The organism is Methylocystis bryophila, assembly GCF_027925445.1.
Taxonomy (GTDB): domain Bacteria; phylum Pseudomonadota; class Alphaproteobacteria; order Rhizobiales; family Beijerinckiaceae; genus Methylocystis; species Methylocystis bryophila.
Map to the genome: position 1 here is coordinate 2,591,356 of NZ_AP027149.1, position 19,867 is coordinate 2,611,222.

At 64.7% G+C, this 19,867-nt stretch carries 17 protein-coding genes and 1 riboswitch; of the genes, 11 read left to right on the forward strand and 6 right to left on the reverse strand.

The window, feature by feature from the left end; translation table 11 throughout:
* Positions 1-350: 350 nt before the first annotated feature.
* The gene (locus QMG80_RS12085; protein WP_085773031.1) at positions 351-1,172 is read left to right on the forward strand and encodes a response regulator; all 822 of its coding nucleotides are present in this window, start codon (positions 351-353) and stop codon (positions 1,170-1,172) included.
* 378 nt (positions 1,173-1,550) lie between these two features.
* The gene (locus tag QMG80_RS12090; protein WP_085773032.1) at positions 1,551-1,838 is read left to right on the forward strand and encodes a con-10 family general stress protein; all 288 of its coding nucleotides are present in this window, start codon (positions 1,551-1,553) and stop codon (positions 1,836-1,838) included.
* 217 nt (positions 1,839-2,055) lie between these two features.
* On the opposite strand, the gene QMG80_RS12095 is transcribed toward QMG80_RS12090, so the two are convergent.
* The 3 genes from QMG80_RS12095 to rpoN form a co-directional block, all read right to left on the reverse strand.
* Entirely contained in the window at positions 2,056-2,520 is a 465-nt protein-coding gene (locus QMG80_RS12095; RefSeq protein ID WP_085773033.1) for a PTS sugar transporter subunit IIA, read from the reverse strand.
* A 156-nt stretch (positions 2,521-2,676) separates the two neighbouring features.
* The gene (gene hpf, locus QMG80_RS12100; protein WP_085773034.1) at positions 2,677-3,243 is read right to left on the reverse strand and encodes a ribosome hibernation-promoting factor, HPF/YfiA family; all 567 of its coding nucleotides are present in this window, start codon (positions 3,241-3,243) and stop codon (positions 2,677-2,679) included.
* 239 nt (positions 3,244-3,482) lie between these two features.
* On the reverse strand, positions 3,483-5,045 hold the full coding sequence (gene rpoN / locus QMG80_RS12105) for an RNA polymerase factor sigma-54 (RefSeq protein WP_085773035.1): 1,563 nt from the start codon (positions 5,043-5,045) through the stop codon (positions 3,483-3,485).
* 987 nt (positions 5,046-6,032) lie between these two features.
* Positions 6,033-6,227: riboswitch (cobalamin riboswitch) on the forward strand.
* Between the two features lie 106 nt (positions 6,228-6,333).
* On the opposite strand from rpoN, the gene cobW reads away from it, so the two are divergent.
* The 9 genes from cobW to cobM are packed head-to-tail and all read left to right on the forward strand — an operon-like array spanning position 6,334 to position 16,382.
* Complete coding sequence (gene cobW, locus QMG80_RS12110) at positions 6,334-7,362, forward strand: cobalamin biosynthesis protein CobW (RefSeq protein ID WP_085773037.1); 1,029 nt, start codon at positions 6,334-6,336, stop codon at positions 7,360-7,362.
* A 4-nt stretch (positions 7,363-7,366) separates the two neighbouring features.
* Entirely contained in the window at positions 7,367-10,660 is a 3,294-nt protein-coding gene (cobN, locus tag QMG80_RS12115; RefSeq protein WP_085773038.1) for a cobaltochelatase subunit CobN, read from the forward strand.
* Complete coding sequence (cobG, locus tag QMG80_RS12120; RefSeq protein WP_158658870.1) at positions 10,644-11,930, forward strand: precorrin-3B synthase; 1,287 nt, start codon at positions 10,644-10,646, stop codon at positions 11,928-11,930. The genes cobN and cobG overlap by 17 nt, the downstream gene beginning before the upstream one ends.
* Positions 11,927-12,559 carry a precorrin-8X methylmutase gene (locus QMG80_RS12125; RefSeq protein WP_085773040.1) on the forward strand — a complete coding sequence of 211 codons (633 nt, stop codon included), beginning with the start codon at positions 11,927-11,929 and terminating at the stop codon, positions 12,557-12,559. Before cobG ends, QMG80_RS12125 begins: the two co-directional genes overlap by 4 nt.
* Positions 12,556-13,287 carry a precorrin-2 C(20)-methyltransferase gene (locus QMG80_RS12130; RefSeq protein ID WP_085773041.1) on the forward strand — a complete coding sequence of 244 codons (732 nt, stop codon included), beginning with the start codon at positions 12,556-12,558 and terminating at the stop codon, positions 13,285-13,287. The genes QMG80_RS12125 and QMG80_RS12130 overlap by 4 nt, the downstream gene beginning before the upstream one ends.
* Positions 13,284-14,045 (forward strand): precorrin-3B C(17)-methyltransferase, encoded by a 762-nt coding sequence (gene cobJ, locus QMG80_RS12135; protein ID WP_085773042.1) that lies wholly within the window; start codon positions 13,284-13,286, stop codon positions 14,043-14,045. Before QMG80_RS12130 ends, cobJ begins: the two co-directional genes overlap by 4 nt.
* Positions 14,042-15,238: a precorrin-6y C5,15-methyltransferase (decarboxylating) subunit CbiE gene (gene cbiE, locus QMG80_RS12140; RefSeq protein ID WP_085773043.1), complete on the forward strand. Its 1,197-nt coding sequence runs from the start codon at positions 14,042-14,044 to the stop codon at positions 15,236-15,238. Before cobJ ends, cbiE begins: the two co-directional genes overlap by 4 nt.
* Positions 15,235-15,621, forward strand: coding sequence for a cobalamin biosynthesis protein (locus tag QMG80_RS12145; RefSeq protein ID WP_245299986.1), 387 nt, complete (start codon positions 15,235-15,237; stop codon positions 15,619-15,621). The genes cbiE and QMG80_RS12145 overlap by 4 nt, the downstream gene beginning before the upstream one ends.
* Entirely contained in the window at positions 15,618-16,382 is a 765-nt protein-coding gene (gene cobM, locus QMG80_RS12150; RefSeq protein ID WP_085773045.1) for a precorrin-4 C(11)-methyltransferase, read from the forward strand. The genes QMG80_RS12145 and cobM overlap by 4 nt, the downstream gene beginning before the upstream one ends.
* 25 nt (positions 16,383-16,407) lie before the next feature.
* Here cobM and QMG80_RS12155 read toward each other — a convergent pair whose 3' ends face one another.
* The 3 genes from QMG80_RS12155 to QMG80_RS12165 form a co-directional block, all read right to left on the reverse strand.
* Positions 16,408-17,754: a tetratricopeptide repeat-containing protein gene (locus tag QMG80_RS12155; protein ID WP_085773046.1), complete on the reverse strand. Its 1,347-nt coding sequence runs from the start codon at positions 17,752-17,754 to the stop codon at positions 16,408-16,410.
* Between the two features lie 79 nt (positions 17,755-17,833).
* Complete coding sequence (locus QMG80_RS12160; RefSeq protein WP_085773855.1) at positions 17,834-18,451, reverse strand: hypothetical protein; 618 nt, start codon at positions 18,449-18,451, stop codon at positions 17,834-17,836.
* 26 nt (positions 18,452-18,477) lie between these two features.
* On the reverse strand, positions 18,478-19,653 hold the full coding sequence (locus QMG80_RS12165) for a patatin-like phospholipase family protein (protein WP_085773047.1): 1,176 nt from the start codon (positions 19,651-19,653) through the stop codon (positions 18,478-18,480).
* Positions 19,654-19,867: the final 214 nt, after the last annotated feature.

Here is a 19,867-nt window from a genome sequence, read left to right on the forward strand (position 1 = left end):
CCGGTGAAGGGGGCTCATCGATCGGCCCCCGTGGTGCGGCTTGAAAGAAGTCTCTTCTCTACGTGCAGTGAGCTTAGCTCTGGGCTCGTCTTGTGTGGTAGGCGTATCGGAAGGGCTTACGGACGCGGATCGGATTCCATTGGTCCGGTTGGCTTTTACCATGGAGACCTCTAAGCTGTGGAGACATCTTTTTGTTTCGACGCCAGACAGTGGCTATGCTAAACAGTCACAGTGGTCAGACAACGCGTGGAAGGGGAATTGGTTCCATGGATTAACCTTGGGCATTTTCCGTAATCTCCATATTGGCTTAGGAAATGGCAGGCATTAGGCAAAGGGCGTCGCAGTCTAAAATGACCCTCTCACAGCAAATAGCGCGCCATATACCGTTCTTGAGGCGATTCTCTCGCGCGCTCACCGGCAGCCAGGAAGGCGGGGACGCTTACGCACTGGCGACGCTCGAAACCCTGGTCGCGGAACAGGGAGAAAAATCAGGCGGAAGCCGCCTTCGCCCCGGGGAAGACCCCAAGATCGCACTCTTTCGTTTGCTGCTCGATATTTGGTCTGCGGCTCCGATCAACGCGCATACGGAAGTCGCAAGCGAGCTCGAGCTCGGCGCGAGACGCAATCTCGAGGCGATTTCGCTGCGACCGCGCATCGCCTTCCTGCTCAGCGCGCTCGAAGGCTTCGCGCTTGAGGAGGTCGCCTCCACCCTCGACGTCTCCGTTGAGGAGGCGGGTGATCTCGTTGCGGCGGCGAATGCGGAAATCGCTGGCCAGATCGCCACCGAGGTGCTGATCATCGAGGACGAGCCATTGATTGCGCTCGATCTTCGGGAAGTGGTGGAGGAGCTCGGCCACAGCGTCGTCGGTGTGGCGCGCACGCATACGGAAGCGCTGGTTGAGATCGCCAAGGCGAGACCTGGCCTCATCCTCGCGGACATCCAGCTCGCCGACGGCAGCTCGGGCCTCGAGGCGGTCAACGAAATCCTATCAGACTTTTCGATTCCCGTGATTTTTATCACGGCTTATCCTGAGCGGTTCCTCCTTGGAGAGGCGCCGGAGCCAGCCTTTTTGATCGCCAAGCCCTTCGCCGTCGACGCGCTCAAAGCGGTCATCAGTCAGGCGCTGTTCTTCGATCGTCGCTCGCGGCCGGGCGTTTCCGGAACGGCCTGAACCGAATGGGTTCGGAAGGGACGCGCCCGGGCTTGGAGCGCGTTCGGATCGCGTGGAAACACGCGATCAAAAAGGATTAAGCTCCAAAACCGCTCTCGGCATGCTCTAGATCACGCTGCCTTCAGGGGGAATCGCCTGAAGGCAAAAAACGTGATTGATTCTTGAAGTCTAGAGCGAGAATTATGCGAAATGCGGATTTCCGCCTTTTCGCATCGCGCGCAAGGCCGGGACGAACGCCGAGCGCGTCTTTCCACGCTCAATTTTTGAAAACCAAGCCCGTACGTGGCTGAATGTCGCATGCCGAGGGAAACTTTGTCTCGGCGCGGGCGTTAGTTCTTTTAGTCGAGGAGGAGCGACGGGTCGAGAGAGGTGACAAGCATGAACACACTGCAGCAACCCCGCAAGTCGAACCGTGGATTCGCGTCGATGGACCCCGAAAAGCAGAGGCTCATCGCGCGAAAGGGCGGGCAAAGCGTTCCGGACGAGAAGCGCAGCTTTTCGCAAAATCCGGAATTGGCCGCCAAGGCCGGCCGAAAAGGCGGGCAGTCGGTTAATCCGGACAAGCGCAGCTTTTCGCGCGATCACGCGCTGGCGTCCGAGGCCGGACGTAAGGGCGGTCACGCCGCCCACGTGGGCGTGGTCAAGCAAACATCGACGAGGCACTAGAGCGCGACCCGATCGCGTGGAGTCACGCGATCGAAAAAGAATCGCGCTAAATCAACAGCTTGGAGCGAATGCTCATCGCAAAAGTCTTTGCGGAATTCGCTCTAACGCCATCCGTGTCGACCAGCGCGGGGCTCCCGTCGGCGCCGGCGTCGCAGCCTTTGTCCGCCGCAGGGACGCCGGGTCGACGCGGAAAAACGTCGACTTGGCGGCGGGAGGATTAAGCTGCTTCGTTCTGCGAACGGCCGGCGATCAGCTCGTAGATCGCAATGGGGTCGCGCGTTTTGCGCAGCGCCGCGACGGTGACTGGATCGCGGAGCATGCGCGCCGCGCAGGCCAACGACTTGAGGTGGTCGGCGCCGGCGCTCTCAGGCGTGATCAGCATGAAGATCAAATCGACGGGCGCGCCGTCGAGCGCGTCGAAGTCGATGGGCCGCTCTGAGCGCGCGAAAACCCCGTAGATGGTCGAGAGCTTCGACAGCTTTCCATGGGGGATGGCGACGCCGTCCCCGATGCCGGTCGATCCCAAGCGCTCGCGCTGCAGCACCGAATCGTAAATCTCGCGCGCCGACTGGCCAGAAAGCTCGGAGGCCCTTTGCGCGAGCTCAAGCAGGGCGTCCTTCTTTGTCGTTGCGACGAGAGGGGACACAATGGCGTGCGGGCCGAGCAGATCGGTAAGTCGCATGGGTTGACGTTCCTTCGCTCGGCTGATGGGGGTGACGGCCGGGTCACTGAAAGGTCGGCGCATTCACTTGGTTTCCTGCACAAGCGCAAAACGATCGCGGCGCGTCTTAGGGCGTAGATGCAAGCGTCGCGCCGCCGCCGCCGCGCGACGCACGCCTTACACGCTCTCCGGCGCGTCGATCCATCCGATATGGTGATCGTTGCGGCGATAAACCACGTTTATTCGTCCCGTCGAGGCGTGCCGAAAGACGACGACGGGAGCGCCCGAAAGGTCGAGATCGAGCACGGCCTGTGAGACGGAGCGGCGGCGCAGCTGCGTCGTGGTCTCGGCGATAACTGCCGCATTGAACTCATTGGGCGCCTCGGACTCCTGGTCGGGCGCCTCCAACAGATAGCTCGGCACGAGCTCGACCTTGGCGGCGTCGTGATCGTGGTGGCTCTTCAAGCGGCTCTTGTAACGTCGCAGACGCTTTTCGATCCGCGCGGCGGATTGGTCGAAGGCTGCGTAAGGATCCTGCGCGCGCCCGTCCGCCTGCAGCAAGATTCCGGAGGTCAGGTGCAGGCTGCAATCCGTGCGATATCCCGCGCCTTCGGGCTCGATCGTCACGTGACCCGACACCCCGCCGTCAAAATATTTTCCGGTGAGCGCTTGAATGCGGTCAGTCACATGAGCGCGCAAAGCTTCGCCAATGTTGATGTTCTTTCCGGAAACCCGCAATGCCATCTCGCGTCAAACCTCGCCCATCATGTGTCGTCCGAACTCTTGCTCAACCATGAATCGCGTCGTCCTCGTGGGTGAGGCGCTCCTAATTCATGCTCCAGGATTTTGGCGAAGTCGGGTCGAATGGCCAAGACGACGCTGTTGCGAGGCGATCGAGCCGGACGCCCTCGATCCGCCGAGCGGCGGGAAGCGATAGAAGCCTGCGTGAGCGAAGTCAATGGGCGGGCGCGCTGAGGCGAGCCTCACGCATGCTGGCGCGCCGAGAGCTTCTGACGGCGCCGATCGACCGAGGAGGGGATACGCAGGCTGTCTCGATATTTGGCCACGGTGCGGCGCGCGATGTCGATGTCGAGCTCCTTGAGGCGCGCGACGATAGCATCGTCCGACAGCACGTCATTCGGGCTTTCCTTGTCGATCATTTGCTTGATCTTGAAGCGCACGGCTTCCGCCGAATGCGCTTCGGCGCCGCTCGCCGCGGCAATCGAGGCGGAGAAGAAATATTTCAGCTCGAATAGCCCCCGCGGCGTCATCATATATTTATTGGACGTGACGCGTGACACCGTCGATTCGTGCATGGAGATCGCATCAGCGACGGCGCGGAGATTGAGCGGGCGGAGATGCTCGACGCCCTTTTCGAAGAATGCGTCCTGCAGCCGCACGATCTCGGAGGCGACCTTGAGGATCGTGCGCTGCCGCTGCTCCAGGCTCTTGACGAGCCAATTGGCGTTCTGAAGACAGTTGGAGACGAAGCTCTTGTCGGCGTCGCCCTTCGCTGAGGCGTTCACGCGCGCCACGTACGAATTGTTGATGAGAACGCGCGGCAGCGCATCGGTGTTGAGCTCGACGCGCCAGCTTCCGTCGCCGGCCGCCGTGACGATCACATCGGCGATGATCGCGGGCGCGTCGCCGCCGCTAAAGGCGCGGCCGGGCTTGGGGTCGAGGCCGCGAAGCTCTGCCGCCATGTCTCTCACATCTTCTTCGTCGACGCCGCATAGTCGCGACAGCTGTGCGAAGTCGGCCTTGGCGACGAGCGGAAGATTGGCGACGAAGATCTGCATGGCCGGATCGAATCGATCGCGCTCGCGAAGCTGGATAGCGAGGCATTCGGCCAGGTCTCTGGCCCCGACGCCCGATGGCTCGAAGCGCTGCACGACGTCGAGCACGGCCTGCGTCTCTTCGAGGCTCGCGCCAAGCCGTTCCGCGATCGCTTCGATCGTTTCGCGGAGGTAGCCGTTTTCGTCGATCGCGTCGATTATCGAGAGCCCGATCAGGCGCTGGCGCGGGTCCGCGCAGGCTAGAGAGAGCTGTTCCTCGAGTGTGTCGCGCAGGCTCTTGGCGGTGGCGACATAGGCCTCGAGATTTGGCGTCTCGCCGTCCGCAGATCCGCCGCCGCCGAGCGTTCCGCTCCAGGATGACGCCGAAAGCCCCATAGCCTCCGCGGCGCCCAGCGCTTCGGTCCGGGACTGGGACGGCTCCTCGGAGTCGTAAAGGTTCGATACGTCCGCGCCGAGATTGGCGGCGTATTCGCCAGCGTCTGTTGACAGGGACTCCTTGGCCCAGTCGCCCTCAACGCGCTCGCTCGCACCCTCCTGCGGGCTTTCCTCCGAGGGCCGCTCGGCCCCGGCCGGCTCGCCGACCTCGCTCGGGCCCTCCGACTCGAGGAGCGGATTGCGCTCCATCTCATCTTGGAGAAAGGCGGTAAGCTCGATGCTCGAAAATTGCAGAAGCTTGATGGCTTGTAGCAGCTGAGGCGTCATCACCAGGGATTGGCCCTGCCGCATCATCAGCTTTTGAGAGATCGCCATGGAGATTTTGCCTTATGGGCGCTCGGCCCGTTTTTTGCTTACCGAAGCTTATCGCACGAGGGCGGCCTATGCAACGTTAACGGCAATTCTCTCCTGGCGGGCGCGATCCTAGAGCGCGATGCGAAAAAGTGGAAACCGGATTTTTCGTAAAAATCGCGCTTCAAACTTTTAGAATCGATCATGCTTTCTGCGTTCAAGCGATGGTGCCTGAACGCAGCGTGACCTTGAGCATGTTTCGGAAAAGCGCGAAGCGGTTTTCCGGTCAAGACATGCTCTAAGTTTTTGATTTGGAGCTTAGTCCTTTTCGAACCGAACTCATCGCGCCGGGGCGTCGACGAAGCGACGCGTGATTCTCCAGCTGATGCGCCGGCGAGACGTGCGCCGCATTCAACTCCGTCGGCTTCGCGGATCGGCGCTTCTGCAACACTCTCGTCAAGCTCTCGCTTAATGCGGCGTAATTCCGCGGCGCCTTCACTTTGAACTGCGTGACCGTTTCATCGACAAGGACGAAGGCTCGTCACCCCCAAAGACCCTGCGGCGCTGCAGCTCCAACAAGATCATGTCCTGCGCCTCGACGAGGCTGGAACATGGAAGGGCAGGGCGTAGTCTCGATGCAGGATCTCGCCAAAACAGTCTTCGCATGCGGCCCGAGCGCAGCCTGTCGGCTAGGCGCCGGAAGCGCGGCCGTCAATCTGCTGCAAGCCGCGATCCGGCTTCAAGCAACTCGTGACTGCATTCGTGCAGACTGATTTGCGCGCCAGTGAGGCGCGCCTTGCCTATGTCGGCGCAGGAATTCCGTATTCTATGCATGACGGAAGCGGAATGAATGGCGGCGGGCGGCGGCGCCGAAGCTCACCGCGCGCATGATCGTGTTCTTACATCCAGTTCTGCTTGTCGTGGCGATCGCGCCGGCGATCATCCGGATGATCGCTTTTGGCGTCCAAGGCGAGAGGCCGGATTGCGCCGTTTGACGCCCCGAGGCGCCGGGCCTAAGAAGAGCGTGACGGTTCTTCGTAAGAAGTGAATAGGGAACGCGGTGAGGAGTCTTCCGATTCCGCGGCTGCCCCCGCAACTGTGACCGGCGAGGCCGCGCCAAGCGCCACTGCGGATATAACGCCGCGGGAAGGCGGCGTGAGCCTTTGACCCGTAAGCCAGGAGACCTGCCGTCACTAGCCTGTTAGACGCCGCCGGCGGGGCGGCAAGGAGACGATCATGAAGCCTTTTCTACCTCCTCCCGCTTGGACTGCGCGCCTCGCGCGCGAGTTGGCTTGCAGCTTGCGCCGTTAATATGAGCGAGAGAATCGCGGCCACAATCGTCACGGGCTTTTTGGGCGCCGGAAAGACCACGCTCATTCGCCATCTCGTCGAGGCGACGCGGGATCGGCGCCTTGCGCTCCTCATCAACGAATTCGGCGACGTCGGGGTCGACGGCGAGATTCTGCGCGCCTGCGGCGACGAGGATTGCGAAAGACCGCATATCGTCGAGCTTGCCAATGGATGTCTATGCTGCACGGTCGCCGAGGACTTCGCCCCAGCGATCGAAGCCTTGCTCGCGCTCGACTCGCCCCCAGAGCATGTCATCATCGAAACCTCGGGCCTCGCTCTCCCGAAGCCCTTGGTCAAGGCCTTCGACTGGCCGCGGATTCGCTCGCGCCTCTTCGTCGACGGCGTTGTCGCGGTGGTGGACGGTCCGGCGGTGGCCGAGGGGCGGTTCGCCGATGATCTCGAGGCGCTGGCGCGTGAGCGCGCCGACGACGCAAGCCTCGATCACGACAATCCCCTTGAAGAAGTCTTCGAGGACCAGATCGCTTGCGCCGACATCATCGTCTTGAACAAGACCGACCTGCTCGATCCGCAAGAGGAAGCGCGGGTGATGGAGATCCTGCGCGCCGGCGTCGGACGGGCCAGCATTCTGCGCGCGCGCCACGGCGTCGTCGATCCTCGCGTCGCGCTGGGCCTCGGCGCGACCATTCAAGCGGATCTCGCCAATCGTCCGACGCATCACGATGCGGAGGAGGAACACGACCACGACGATTTCGAGAGCTTCGTCCTCGATCTTGCGCCCGCCGACGATCCCGAGCGGCTCGTGGCGCTCCTGTCGGAAGTCGCGGCGGCGCATGATGTCCTGCGGATGAAGGGCTTCGTCGAGGTCACGGGAAAGCCGATGCGGCTGCTCGTCCAGGGAGTGGGCGCGCGCTTCCTGCACCACTACGACCGCCCTTGGAAGATCGGTGAACCGCGCGCCAGTCGTCTCGTCGTGATCGGACGCAAGGGCCTCGATCGCGCCAAGGTCGCGCAACGTCTGTCCGGGCGCTAACTCCATGCATTTGGCCCCGCGTGATCTGCATCGACTAGAGGAAGGCGAGGCCGCGATCGACCTCGAGCAGACGCCTGCGGAGGTCGTGTTTCTCTCGCTTTCGGATTCCGAGCTGCGTCTCCTCGCGGCGCTCCGCGAGGAGCGGGGCGAGGGCGGCGCGAGCCTGCGCTGCGCCTCGATCGCGCAGCTGAAGCATCCTTTTTCCGTCGATCTCTATCTCGAGAAGGTGGTGGGCCACGCGCGTCTCGTCGTCGCGCGACTGCTCGGCGGCAAGGACTACTGGCCTTACGGCGTCGACGAGCTGGCCCGCTTGGCGCGCATGAAAAACATCGCGCTCGCGCTTGTGCCCGGCGACTCCGTCGACGATCCGAGGCTCAGGCGAGCGTCGACGCTCGACGCGGGAAGCTGCGACCGAATCTGGGCTTATTTCGATCGCGGCGGACCGGAAAACCTCACGCGCTTCCTGGACTACGCAGACACCATCGTTGCAGGCGGGACCTGCGGGCGCGAGCCCGTCGCTGTGCCCGCCGCGGGCCGTTATGAAGCCGCGCGGCGCGACGGCGGCGAGGCGCGGGCGCTCATCGTCTTTTATCGCTCCGCCTATCTTTCCGGCGACGCGGCGCCGATCCTCGCGCTTGCCGATGCGCTCGCAAGCGAAGGCCTCTCGGTCGAAGCGATCTATGTGACGAGCCTCAAGGAAAGCGAGAGCGAGGCATTCGTGCGCGCGACGCTGAAAACCGTCGCGCCCGACGTCATCTTGAACACGACGGCTTTCTCTGCTCGGGGCTCAGAGGGCGGCGTCCTCGATCTCGCCGACGCGCCAGTGTTGCAAGCGGCGCTGGCGATCTCGACGAAGGAGGCCTGGGAGCGATCGCCACGCGGCGCCAGCGGCGCGGATCTCGCGATGAATATTGTGCTTCCCGAGGTCGACGGCCGCATTTTCACGCGCGCGATATCCTTCAAGGAGATGGCGCAAGCCTTTGGGAGAAGCGAATTCGACGCGCCACGCCATGCGCCGGAAGCTTCGCGCGTCTCTTTCGTCGCCGCGCTCGCCGCGAACTGGGCGCGACTGCGCCGTAAGCCCAACGTCGAAAAATCCATCGCGCTGATCCTTTCCGACTACCCCGCCCGGCGCGGTCGCGGCGGCTATGCGATTGGCCTCGACGCCGAGGCGAGCGCCTATGCGATCGTCGAAGCGCTCGCGGGCGAGGGCTATGACGTCGGCGGCGCCGAGCCGCTGCGCGAGGGACAGGGATTGGTCAGAAGGCTCGAGGAGAGCCAGAGTTTCGTCGAGCTGACGCTCGACGACTATCGCGCGCGCTTTGCGGCGCTTCCCGAAAATTTCAGGCGTCGCGTCGAGGCGCGATGGGGCGCGCCACAAGACGATTCGGCCTGCGCTCATGAGGCGTTCCGCTTTTCCTGCATCGAGAGCGGCAAGCTCGTCGTGGCCTTCCAGCCCGATCGCGGCGCACGCGCCGAGCGGCGCGAAAGCTATCATGACGGCGAATCTGCGCCGCGGCACGCCTATGTCGCGTTCTATCTTTGGTTGCGCAGCGTGCGCCGCATCGATGCGATGATCCATCTTGGCGCGCATGGCACGCTCGAGTTCCTCCCCGGAAAATCCGTGATGCTTGCGCCGGACTGCGCTCCGGAAGCGCTGCTTGGGCCGACGCCGATGGTCTATCCCTTCATCGTCAATAATCCTGGCGAGGCGGCGCAGGCGAAGCGTCGCCTTGCAGCCGTCACGATCGGTCATATGACGCCGCCGCTTGAAGAGGCCCAGCTCTATGACGACGCCGCCCGGCTGGAGCAGATGCTCGACGAATACGCCCAAGCCGCGGCGCTCGATCCCCGTCGCGCCCGGCGCATCGCCGGCGCCGTCCTGGACGAGGCGCAGCGCAGCGGCCTCGCCCAGGAATGCGGGCTCAAGCGCGACGCGGACGAGCTCGAAGCGCTGGCGCGTCTCGACGCCTGGCTCTGCGATGTGAAGGAGTTGCGCATCGGCGTCGGGCTGCATGTCTTCGGCCGCGCCGAGAACGAGGATCCGATGCGGGCGGCTTGCGCGCGGGCGGAAAGGGCCGCGTTGCTCGGAGCGCTCGCAGGACGTTTTATCGAACCCGGTCCGGCCGGCGCGCCGTCGCGCGGCCGACGCGACGTGTTGCCCACCGGCCGCAATCTCTTTTGCATCGATCCGCGACATGCACCGACGCGCAGCGCCTATGACATCGGGCGCCGCGCCGCAGAGGAGGTCATGACGCGCCATGCGCGCGAGCATGGCGATTGGCCGCGCGCCCTGGTGCTCGATCTCTGGGGCAGCGCGACGATCCGCACCGGCGGCGAGGATTTCGCGCAGGCGCTGGCGCTTTTGGGAGTCGAGCCGCTCTGGGACGACGCCACGGGGCGAGTTTCCGGCTTCGAGATCATTTCCGCGGCGCGGCGCGAGTTTCCGCGCGTCGACGTGACGCTGCATGTCTCTGGCGTGTTCCGCGACATGTTCCCCGCGCTCGTCGCGCTTTTTCATGACGCCGTCCACGCTGTCGCGGCTCTCGACGAGGACGAGGCTTTCAATCCGCTGACGGGCGTTCGGGGAAGCGCGCTGGAGCGGGTCTTCGGCGCGGCGCAGGGAGTCTATGGCCTCGGCCTGAGCGAAACGCTGCAGCGCGGCGCCTGGGAAAAGCGGGAAGAACTTGGCGCAGCCTTCCTCGACGCCGCAGGTTTCGCTTACGACAGAGCTGGCGAAAGCCGTCCGGCGCGCGAGAGCTTCGCGGCGCGGGTCGCTGGGGCCGACGCGTTGGTGCATGTTCAGGATATGGCTGAAACCGATGTTCTCGCCGGCTCCGCCTTTGCCGAGTTCGAAGGCGGCTTTTGCGCCGCCAACCGCGCGCTGGGCGGCGCGGCGTCGCTCACCCATCTCGATCTCACGGATCCCACGCGGCCGCGTCCCCGCAGCTTGAAGAGCGAGGTCGCCCGCGTCACGCGTGGCCGGCTCGCCAATCCGCGCTGGCTGTCTGGACAGATGCGGCACGGCCATCGCGGCGCTGCGGAGATCGCCGAGGCGATCGACAATCTTTACGCCTTCGCGGCGTTCGGCGATCTCGTGAGCGACGAACAATTCGATCTGGCGCATCGGGCGACGCTGGGCGACGAGGAGGTTTCGGCCTTCCTCGCGCGTGAGAATCCGCGCGCGCTCGAAGCGATCGCACGCGTCTTCGCTGAAGCGCTGGCGCGCGGTTTGTGGCGCAGCCGACGCAATAGCGCGCATTTTTTCAATGAGGCGGCAGATGACACATATCGCTGAATTTGGCGCGCGCGATTGCAGCGCGCCACAAATCAAGGGCTGGTGCCCCGGGGCTCTGCAGCCCATGCTAAGCGGCGACGGCCTGCTGATGCGCCCGAAAATTCTGGGATCGCGGCTGTCGCTTTCGCAAGCGAGCGAGGTTGCGGGCGTCGCGCGGGATTGCGGCAATGGCCTGATTGATCTCTCGCAGCGCGCGCAACTGCAATTGCGCGGGTTAAGTGAAAAATGCTTCGCGCAGGCTATCATGCGCCTCGCATGCGCAGGACTGACCGCACGGGACATGCGCCTCGAGGCCGCGCTGAATATTCTGTCCTCACCTCTGCCAGGAAACGCCGACGCCGTGGTCGAGTCTTTGGCGCAGGCCTTCCCCAGCGACCAGGCGCTCGGCTCCTTGCCGGGGAAATTCCTCTTCCTCGTCGATGATGGCTCGCCGGGGCTAGACGACGTTTTGGCCGACGTTCGTATCGAGATCAGCGGCGACGCCGTCTGTGTCGTCGCCGAAGGAGCGCGAGACGTCGCCGCGCGCGTGAGCCCCACGGAAGCCGCTGAAGCGGCGATGGCCTTGGCGCGCGCCTTCGTTCGTCTGCGAACCGCTGCGCCCTTTGAGCGCCGCCGCATGCGCGCTCTCACAGCTGAGCTCGGCGTCGAGGCGGTGTTCCGGGAGGCGGGATTGCGGGCAGAGCCACATCGCGATGCTTGGCCTCGGGCGAATCCCGGCGGCCTTATCGGCGCCGGGACGATCGGCGAAACGCATTTTGCGTGCCTTGGGGTCGGCTATGCCCGGCTCGACGCCGCCCAACTTTCTCGCCTCGTCCTTGAGGCGGAAGATTGCGGCGCGACCGAGCTGCGGCTCTCCCCCTGGCGCATGATCCTCGTGCCGCTGCCCTCGCGCGCCGACGCCGAGCATCTCGTGAACGCAGCCGGCGCTTTGGGATTTGTCGTCGATGAAACGGATCCTCGTCTGACGGTGCTCGCCTGCTCGGGCGCGCCGGATTGTCCCCAGGCGCTCAGCGCCACGCGCGTCGCGCTCGATGAGCTCGCGCCCCTCGCCGCGCGACTGGGCGCTGGTGGGGTCGGCCTGCATGTCTCGGGCTGCGTCAAAGGCTGCGCGCGACCGGCCCCTGCGCCCGCGACTCTCGTCGCGCGAGGCGATAATCTTTTCGACCTCATCTTCGACGGCGACGTCAATGGCGAGCCCTTCGCACGGGGCGTCAATCCCGTGACGGCGGCCCGACTGATGGCGCAACGCGCCGAGGAGACGGGTCGGTGAGTCGTCCTTACGAATACATCCATGACGGCGCCGGGATTTATGCGCGCTCCTTCGCGATCATTCGGTCAGAGGCGAAGCTCGGGCGTTTCTCGCCGCAAGAAGAGCGCGTCGCGGTGCGCATCATCCATGCCTGCGGCATGGTGGAGGTCGCCGACGACATCATCTTTTCGCCGGGCGCCGTCGCCGCGGCGGAAGGGGCGCTTCGCGAGGGCGCGCCGGTTCTCTGCGACGCCAATATGGTCGCGCATGGCGTGACGCGCGCGCGGCTCCCCGCGGGGAACGCCGTCGTCTGCGCGCTGAGCGACCCTGGCGTCGGAGAGCTCGCGCAAAAGCTCGGCACGACGCGAAGCGCCGCGGCGCTGGAGCTGTGGGGCGAACGGCTCGGCGGCGCCGTCGTCGCGATCGGCAATGCGCCAACGGCGCTTTTTCATCTGCTCGAAATGCTGGACAATGGCGCGCCGAAACCGGCCGCAATTCTCGGCATGCCGGTCGGCTTCGTCGGCGCGGCGGAATCGAAGGAGGCGCTGTGCGCGCAAGAGGCCGTCCCCTTCATCGTGGTCAGGGGCCGCAAAGGCGGTAGCGCCATGGCGGCGGCGGCGGTGAACGCGCTGGCGAGCGAGCACGAATGACGGGCGCGGGCGTACTGCACGGCGTCGGCCTTGGGCCGGGCGATCCGGAGCTCATCACGGTGAAGGCCGCGCGTCTCGTGGGCTCCGCCCGCTTCGTCGCCTATTTCGCAAAGGCGGGGCGCAACAGCCACGCGCGCACCATCGCGCGCCCCTATCTTCGACCGGATTGCCAGGAAATCGCGCTCGCCTACCCAATGACGACGGAGCGGCCATTCTATTCGGTTGATTACGTCGAGGCGCTGCGCCGCTTCTACGAGGAGAGCGCCGAGCGCCTTGCCAATCTTCTCGCTCAGGGACGCGACGTGGCGTTGCTATGCGAGGGCGATCCGATGTTTTACGGCTCGTTTATGCATATTTTCGTGCGACTCGAGCAGCGGTTCCGCATCGAGATATGCGCTGGCGTCTCGGGCATGTCCGGCTGCTTCGCCGCCGCGCGCGCGCCGATGACCTGGGGCGACGACACGCTGACGGTGGTGCCCGCGACGCTCGACGAAGCGGGCCTCGAACGCCGCCTCGCCGAGGCGGACGCCGCCGTCGTGATGAAGCTCGGCGGAAATTTTGCAAAGCTCAGGCGCGTGCTGACAAGACTCGGACTCGTTCACCGCGCCATCTATGTCGAACGCGGCACAATGGCGGGCGAGAGGATCATTCCTTTTTGCGAGAAGCTCGACGACACGGCGCCTTATTTCGCGATGGTGCTCGCGCCCGGGAAGGGGCGACGCCCATGAGCGGGCGCAGCGGTCGTCTCGTTGTCGTGGGGCTTGGTCCTGGCGGCCCCGGCTATCTGACGGAAGACTCGCGCGCGGCGCTCGAGTCGGCGCAGGATCTGATCGGCTATGCTCCTTATCTTGCGCGCCTGCCCGAGCGCGAAGGACAGACGCGGCTCGCGAGCGACAACCGCGTGGAGCTGGAGCGCGCGCGCGAGGCGTTGCGGCGCGCGGCGGAGGGTCGCCGCGTTGCGCTCGTCTCGGGAGGCGATCCCGGCGTGTTCGCGATGGCGGCGGCCGTGTTCGAAGCCATGGAGACGGGAGAGCCCGCTTGGCGCGGGCTCGACGTCGAAGTGCTGCCGGGCGTTTCGGCGATGCTCGCTGCGGCCGCGCGTCTCGGCGCTCCTCTCGGAGGCGATTTTTGCGCGATCTCGCTCTCCGACAATCTGAAGCCATGGGACACGATCACGAGGCGTCTCGAATGCGCCGCGCGCGGCGATTTCGTCATCGCGCTTTACAACCCCGCGTCGCGCGCGCGGCCCAGCCGCATCCTCGACGCTTTCGCCATTCTGAGCGCTGCGCTTCCCCCTGAGACGCTCGTCGTCTTCGCCAAATCGGTCGGGCGCGCCGAGGAGCAGATCATCATCGCCGATCTCGCAAACGCCGATCTCTCGCAGGTCGACATGGCGACGCTCGTCATCATCGGCGCCAAAGGCACAAGGCTGATCGAGCGGCCCGGCGCGCGACCCTTCGTCTACACCTTGCGACGCGTCTCATGACCGGGCGCTGGCTCACGATCCTCGGGGTCGGGGAGGATGGCGCATTGTCATCGGCCGCGCGCGCCTCGATCGACGCGGCGACGGCGATCTTCGGCGGCGCGCGGCATCTCGCGCTCCTCGGTCCGACAAAGGCCGCGCAGCGCCCATGGCCCTCACCCTTTGCGCTGGGCGTCGCAGAAGTGATGGAGCGTCGCGGCGCGCCGACCGTCGTGCTGGCCTCCGGCGATCCCTTCTTTTACGGCGTCGGCTCGACGCTCGCCGAAAAAATCGCCCGCGACGAAATCTTCTGCCTGCCGGCGCCCTCTACCTTCGCGCTCGTTGCCGCGCGGCTCGCCTGGAGCCAGCAAGACTGCGTGCTCCTGTCGCTGCATGGCCGCGCCTTCGAGCGTGTGACGCCGCATTTGCAGCCGGGAAGGCGGCTCATCGCGCTCTCCTGGGACGAGACGACGCCGGCGCGCCTCGCAGAGCATCTCATTGCGAGAGGGTTTGGGCGCTCCGTCCTGCATGTGCTCGAAAATCTCGGCGGGCCGCGCGAACGCATCCGCTCGGCGGCGGCGGCGGAGTTCGCGTTTCAGGACATCTCGCCGCTCAACGCCGTCGCGGTGGAGCTGATCGCTGACGCGGACGCGCGCGTCATTCCGTTGACGCCGGGGCTTCCCGACGAATGGTTCGAGCATGACGGACAGCTCACCAAGCGCGAGGTGCGCGCCGTGACGCTCTCGGGGCTCGCGCCGAAGAAAGGCGAGCGGTTGTGGGACATTGGCGCGGGCGCGGGCTCCATCGCAATCGAATGGATGCTGGCCGATCCCGCCAATCGCGCGGTCGCGATCGAGCGCGACGAGACGCGCGCCTCGCGCATCGCGAGAAACGCCGCCGCGCTCGGAGTCCCCGATCTCGAAATTCTACGCGGCGCGGCGCCGGCGGCGCTCGCCGGGCTCGAGCCTCCCGACGCGATCTTCATCGGCGGGGGAGGGCGCGATGCAATCGAGGCCGCCTGGGCGGCGTTGCCAGGAGGCGGACGCATCGTCGTCAATGCGGTGACGCTCGAGACGCAGGCGCTGCTCTCCGACCTATTCGCCGCTCGGGGCGGCGATCTCGTCGAGGTGCGGATCGCCAAGGCGCGCGCGGTCGGAGGTTTCCATGCGCTCGATCCGGCCATGGCCGTGTTGCAATGGCGGGGGCAAAAGCCGTGACCGCGCGATTGGCAATCGGCGTCGGCGGCCGAAGAGGGGTCGACCCAATCGCGCTCGCTGCGCTTGCGCGCGAGGCCGCTGCGCGTTGCGGCGTGGTCGTCGAGGGCGCCGTCTGCGCCGCGCTTGCCGGGCGCGAGGACGAAGCCGAGTTCCGTGCGGCGTCGGGGCTGCTGAGCGCAAGCTTCGTGCTTCTGCCGCTCGAAGCGTTGCGCAAGCGCGACGCCGAGCTGCTCACGCGCTCCCCGCTCGTTGCGGCGATGTTTGGCGTCGGCAGCCTCGTCGAGGCTTTGGCGCTCGCGGGGGCGGGCGAGGGAAGCCGGCTGCTCGCCCCGCGCTTTTCAACCGACCGCCTCGCTTGCGCGATTGCCGAGGGGGCCGCATGACCGTGCATTTCATCGGCGCGGGTCCCGGCGCCGCCGATCTCTTGACGTTGCGCGGCCGCGATCTCATCGCGCGCTCGCCGGTCTGTCTCTATGCCGGCTCGCTCGTCCCGCAGGGCGTGCTCGCATTTTGTCCGCAGGGCGCGCGCATCGTCGACACGGCGCCTCTGTCGCTCGACGCGATCCTCGCCGAGATGGAGAACGCGCACGCCCAAGGGATGGACGTGGCGCGGCTGCACTCTGGCGATCTCTCGATCTGGAGCGCTGCGGGAGAGCAAATGCGTCGTCTCGATCGCCTCGGCATTCCCTATACGATGACGCCGGGGGTTCCGGCCTTCGCCGCCGCCGCTGCAGCTCTGAAGCGCGAATTGACGCTGCCGGAGGTTGCGCAATCCTTGGTGCTGACTCGCACGAGTGGGCGCGCCTCGGCGATGCCGCCGACCGAAACCTTGGAGGTCTTCGCAAGATCCCGCGCGACGCTCGCGATCCATCTCTCGATCCATGCGCTCGCGCGCGTGGTCGCTGAGCTTACGCCACACTACGGCGCTGATTGTCCGGTCGCGATCGTTTTCCGCGCGTCGTGGCCCGATGAGCGCATCTTGCGCGCGACGTTGGGAAGGATAGAGGCGCTTGTCGCCGCGGAGCCGATGGAGCGCACCGCGCTCATTCTCGTCGGCGCCGCGCTTGCCGCTGAGGAATTCCGCGAAAGCGCATTGTATGACGCGGGCTACGACCGGCGCTTTCGGCCGCGGGGAGGGGATTAGGCGCGGCGCCTTCGAACGGCTATCCCTATTGGCGAAGCTGTTCCAGCTTTGCATAAATTTCGGCTAGCCTGGTCCTGGCGTCAATGTCCTGGAGCTGTTCGAGGGTCGTCTTCAAATCCCACAAAATTGCGTCGAGCTTCCATCGGGCGGCGCCTTCTCTTGCGACCTCTCTCGCCAGCTCAGCGGCTTTCCGCCAATCGCCGTCGTCGAAAGCGATCGTTAGCAGCGTGGCGCGGAGCCATTCGTCGGCGACCCCGAGACTCTTCGCGCGCTCGCAGGCGGCAATGACGATGTTCGAAACCGCATGCGCACGAGCGGCGTCCCCTTCGCCATTTCGCAGACGATAGAGCCGCGGCAAATTGCAGGAACAGTAATATTCGTTGAGATTGAGCTGCATGCCACGCTCATAGCTGTCAATGCATCTGTCGAGGTAAAATGATTTGTCGGCAGCTTTGGCGCCAGCGAAGAGCCGCTTGTACCTTCCACCCAATATTCCGAGCCTTTCAGGCGTGGGGCCGGACGCTGCGATCAGCGCTTCGAGCTTGGCGATCGCCTCGATAGGCTTCCCCGCGTTGGAGAGCGCAAAGGCCTCGAGCTCGCGCGCTTCTTCTTGTTCCCTGAATTCGTCGGGCAATTTCTCGATGAAGTTGCTTACCCATGTCCAATCGCCGGCGGTGTCGGCGCAGTCCTTCAGCATGCGCAACAGCGCCAGCGCGGTTGGCGACGTGACCGGCGGCGTCCAATATTTTGCGACGATTTGTTTCGCGGCCTCCATGCGGCCCGATGGAGGAAGGCTCCGGACCACGCGGATTTCTCCCTCGAAGGACGCGAAATCTCGCATCTGGTCCTTCATGGTCGAGGCGGCCGCAGGGTCGACATGCGTTGGATAGCCTCTGATCGAAGCATGCACGGGCGAGGAGCCTCCCGCGAGCGTCACGATCTTGCTCTTGATCGCCGCGACGATCGTTTCCACCGTTGACTCGATGATTTCGCCTTCGGGGAGGGGATAACGCAGAGCACGCATCTGGGCGACGTCGAAAAGCGGTTTGGACCAATCGGCGGCGAGCAGCACGCAGCCTGTTCCCCGCGACGCCTGGCGCACGCCCACCTCGTAATAAACATTCCCATTGGGGATCGTCATGTCCGCGAGCACCAGATCGGCGAAATACAGCCGCTCGATCATCTGATTGATGATGAGGGCGCCGGTGTCTTGATCCGCGCGCACCGGCTCGTAGCCGAGCTCATTGATGATCGGCGCGAAAGCGCGATCCCAGAGCGCGTTGAAGTTGATCTCGGCCGGACCCTTGCCCGCCTCGGCCCCGGTGGGCTTGCGGCCATAGGGCATGATCATGAAGCAGAGCGGTCTCGGCATGCCAAATTTCCTTCGTCAGATTTCAGGAGATTCAAAAAAGGCGAAAGGCCACAAATTTTTCTTGCCGCGCGTTCAGGCTTCAACCCCACAAGTCTCGCGTATCCAACCAGATCACGCGGCCGCCCTTTCGGCCCAGCTCTTCCATCATATGTTTCGTGCCTCCGGGGCCGTCGCCGGCCTGTCCGTCCCAAAGACAGATGAATTCGATCTCTCGTGCGCCGTAGGCTTCAGCGATCTCCAGCATCCAAATGTTGTTCTGTTCATAGGGATCACTCCCTGGGAGAGTCTCGCGCTCCCGCGGCAGGATATGCAGGGCGGCGCGCGCCTTGGCTGATAGGAAGCGCTCGCGCCAATTGTCACCGGCGAAGGCGACCGACTTCTCCAAAAACTGCGGCTCCTCAAAGGGGAGATACAACGAGAGCCGCGCCCCACGCGCCAGCGCCGCGTCGGCGAAGAGAAGATCCCCGCCGCAGGCGCCGCCGCAAATGGCGAGATCGCCCGCGCCGACCCCGACATCGTCCAGCGCCTGTCCGATCGCCTGTGCGGCGACGGCTTCCTTGTCGGGCGGAAAGCGCGGGACCTCCCGACCGGGCGCGTCGATCATATGTCCGCTGAACAGCGCCACCTTTCGCGGTGTTTGCGACGCTGTCTGCTCCAAGGCCAGGCTCCCGATCTTCGAGATAGTTTGCTTCGGCATATAACGCAGTCCGGCGCCGGCGCGATTCACACCGTGGGAATATCGAAGGCGCTTGGAAAGTGGCCATCCGACACTTGCCTTTGCGCCGCCTTGCGCCCAATCGCCGCGAGCTCGTCCATGTTCGCGGGATTGTCCATCTGCGATATCTGCGCGAGCTTCTCGGGCGCCGCGTCTATGTCCAGCTCGCTCTTGAGCCATTTCGTGTCGAGCAGGGCGTCATAACGCGCATAGGTCGCAAGCTGCGGTCCCGACTGGCTGTCGAGCTTCATGTCGCCGACGGCGCGATCGATGGTCCAGGGCGTGACACAATGCGTCAGCCATTGCAGCAGCCCGTGGTTCTCGCGGGCGGAATCGTCCATGAGGGACTTCAGCGCCGACAGGCCTTGTCCTGCCGCAAATTTCTGTGGGCTGAATGGCTCCTTATACGTCCCGGTTCCAATGGAGATGAGCAGCAATTCGTCCTTGCCCGTTCGCCATTTGAAGCCGTGGCCTTGCAGGGCGGCGAGCATGAGCAATTGCAAGGCCGGATCATTGAAGGGGCTGACCCCGCCGTCGACGAAAACGCCCTCGACCACGGAGCCGTCGTGAGAGGAAATCTTGATCTCCTCGGGCTCGAAATAGGTGGGGGCCGCCGTGCTCGCGCGAACCACTTGCGTCAGCTTCAAGGCCCCGTCTTGCGCCGCATAGCGGGCGCCCGGGCAATTCGTCAGCGGCCAAGGACTGCCGGTGTCGATCCGCTTGGTCATGATCATGAGGCCCGTTTTGACCCGGTCGCTCGAAAGCGTCGTGTCCGCGCCGAGCTGGGCGTTGAGCGCCTCTTGCAGAGGCTCGGCTGGAAATTTGGGCGAAAATATTCCTTCCAGCTTGGACTTCGTGAATCGGTTGAACAATCGGCTCACGAAACTGCCGCTCGGTTTGAAAACGCCTGCGCCGATCCCGTGATAGAGCGTCTTCAATTCCGCGACCGTCATGCCGCAGGCTAAGCCGGCGGCGATGATCGATCCGGTCGACGTGCCGCCGATGAGATCGAAATAATCGCAAAGCAGCAGGCCGTCGTTCTTGTAGCGGGCGCGAAGCTTCGCCTCGATCGCTTCGAGAAACTCGAGCGTGAGCACGCCGCGGATGCCGCCGCCATCAAGCGACAGAATGCGTTTCGGCCCTCGGGCCGGGTCAAAGTGGTGCTCTCTCGTTGGCGAAGCCATCCCTTGTCTCCTCAAATTTCTTCCAGTTGCGCGATGGGGTTCAAAAGGGCGATCGGGCCGGGTTTTCCACGGCGGAAGAAGAAGGATCGTCGAGTTTCGCGTCTCAGGCAAGACGGGGCTCCCGAGCGGCAGCGCTTCGTTCTGGTCGAGAGAGGCGCTATAGCCTCGAGCCGCCCTCGAAGCAGAAGGTCGAAACCCTTGCCGCCGCCCGTTC